Origin of the sequence: Streptomyces sp. 8K308 (assembly GCF_004348315.1) — a bacterium.
Lineage (GTDB): Bacteria > Actinomycetota > Actinomycetes > Streptomycetales > Streptomycetaceae > Streptomyces.
The window spans coordinates 1-2,070 of sequence record NZ_SMKC01000573.1; the positions used below are offsets into that span (position 1 = coordinate 1).

1 protein-coding gene, 1 tRNA gene and 1 pseudogene are annotated in these 2,070 nt (G+C 67.6%); 2 read left to right on the plus strand and 1 reads right to left on the minus strand.

Translation table 11 applies throughout. The features are described 5' to 3' along the window. Window positions 1-250: 250 nt before the first annotated feature. Window positions 251-338, minus strand: a tRNA-Tyr gene (locus E1265_RS37640). Window positions 339-1,027: 689 nt separating this feature from the next. On the opposite strand from E1265_RS37640, the gene E1265_RS40910 reads away from it, so the two are divergent. After that, window positions 1,028-1,144, plus strand: coding sequence for a hypothetical protein (locus E1265_RS40910; protein ID WP_347877293.1), 117 nt, complete (start codon window positions 1,028-1,030; stop codon window positions 1,142-1,144). Window positions 1,145-1,166: 22 nt separating this feature from the next. Beyond that, a pseudogene (locus tag E1265_RS35780) lies at window positions 1,167-2,070 on the plus strand (ATP-binding protein); the annotation flags it as partial.

The following is a 2,070-nucleotide window of genomic DNA, read 5'->3' on the forward strand; positions in this document are numbered from 1 at the left end:
CGACACGAAAGTGGGACAGGACGCCCAACGCGGCGTCAGCGGTCTGTTCAGGGGCGAGACTCTTCACCAGCGGCCGTTCCTTCACGCGACGTTGCTCGACACCTCGAAGCGTGAAGAACGGCCGCCCTGCTGTCCCGGGAAAGAATCAAGATCAGCAGGTCAGGTGAACGGCCAAGGTTAAACACCAAGCTGAGAACACCAAAGGGCCCCTGATCTGCCGAACAGCAGGTCAGGGGCCGAATCGCTAGGGTGGCGGCGCCAGGGTTCGAACCTGGGCAGGCTGAGCCGGCAGATTTACAGTCTCCCGGACCCGGGCCCCTGACCAGGCACTATCCGCCTCCTGGCGTCCGCCACCCCACATATACCCCGCAGACGTTGCGCGAGGGGCCGCCGTCAGCTCCGGGCGCTGGCTTCGGAGCTCGGCACTTGTCCAGGTGTCACGCTTCGCCAGGGCTTGAGTGGCAGCCAGCGATCAGCGGGCTACCGCCGTGGCACTCATGCACCAGCGGGTGTTCCGGAGCCGGCGACGGGTGCACGCCGAAGACCGGGCCTGGCCGACGTGCGCGGCACCGTCTCCGGTACTTCCGTCGACCGGTAACGAACCCGCCGCCAAACATTCAAGCCAGCCATTCGTCTTGTGGTCTCGGCGCGGTGGCGGAGGAGCACCTGTGCGGTGGCGCCACCGCCTGCATGGAGCTTGCCGAACTCTGCGCGCACGTAGCCATCCGAGACTCGAAGAACCCGGGCTGAGGTGCTCGTGATGCGGCGAACCGAGCTTCGCGCCTTAGCCGATGCTCTGAAGGCGGATTGTCTCAGCGCCCGGCGAAGACGCATTCGCAGTAACCGTCAGGCGGCTTTGCGTTGCAGCTTAGCCGCCTGAACGCTACCGTCGCTCGTGTAGTCGCCTGATCACACCGGGGGGTGTTGGCGGTGGCGGGACCCGTCCGACTGGAGTCCTGTCGACATGGCCGCCTAGAGTTCCACGGCCTGGTCACCCATCGCCGCTACCGGCGAGGCCCCACCCCGTGTGGAGTACAAGCTGACGCCGCTTGGCCGTACGCTGCTGGCCCCAATCGAAGCGTTCGGCGACTGGGCGTCCACCACGGCGACAAGGTCCTGGGCCGCCCCGGACCGCTGGGGATAGGAACAGGAGGGGATTCCGCAGCATGGACCCGACGACGGTAGGCACCCGCATCGCCTCGACGGCCATAGCCCCGCTGATCAAACGGCTCTTCCGCCAGGACGGCCCCGGCGCCGGCCTGGTCGACAAACCGGTGCGGGTGTCGAGCCTGGTGTCGTTCAAGGGCGAGAAGCACACGCTCAGCACGGACGACCTGCGCAAGATCGGCAAGGGGGTGTTTCAAAGCTGGATCAAGGCCAACGAGGGGCAGGTCGAGCTCTCCGCCGAGGCGCAGCGAGACATGCGCTTTGCCCTGGGGCAAGCGTTGTCCCGGCTCGGCAGCCTTGACATGGACGACGTCCAGGCCGTGCAGCTCGGCCCCGACGGGCTCGCGCGGCAACTGAGAGGTCGCCGGTCCGATTTTCGCAGCTTTTTCAGCACCGAGGTATGGCAGGCCCACAACGAACTCCTGCAGACGGTCTGCCTGCATATCCTGAACTTCTTCACGCAGCGCTCCACGTTCGTCGCCCGCACCCTCGTCGAGCAGAGCCAGCAGCTCGACCGCGCCATCGCTCGGATCGACCTGCTCATCGAGCGCAACCCGCATCCCCTCGCCGCCGACACCGACTTCGAACGCCGTTACACCACGTACATCGCCACGCGCCACCGCGAGCTGACCATCTTCGGGCTCGACCTCGACCACGCCCGCGAGTGGCCGCTGGACGCCAGCTACGTCTCCCTCCAGGCCGAGACCCCCAGCGGCGCAACCACCGCCCCCGCCCGCGCCGACGAGCTGCTGGTTCGCCTCGACCGCCCCCGCGTCCTGCTCCGCGGCGTCGCCGGCTCCGGCAAGACGACCCTCGCGCAGTGGCTCGCCGTCACCGCTGTCCACCCCGATCCGCCCGAGACCCCGGACGAACTCCTCGGCCGCATCCCGTTCCTCCTCCCCC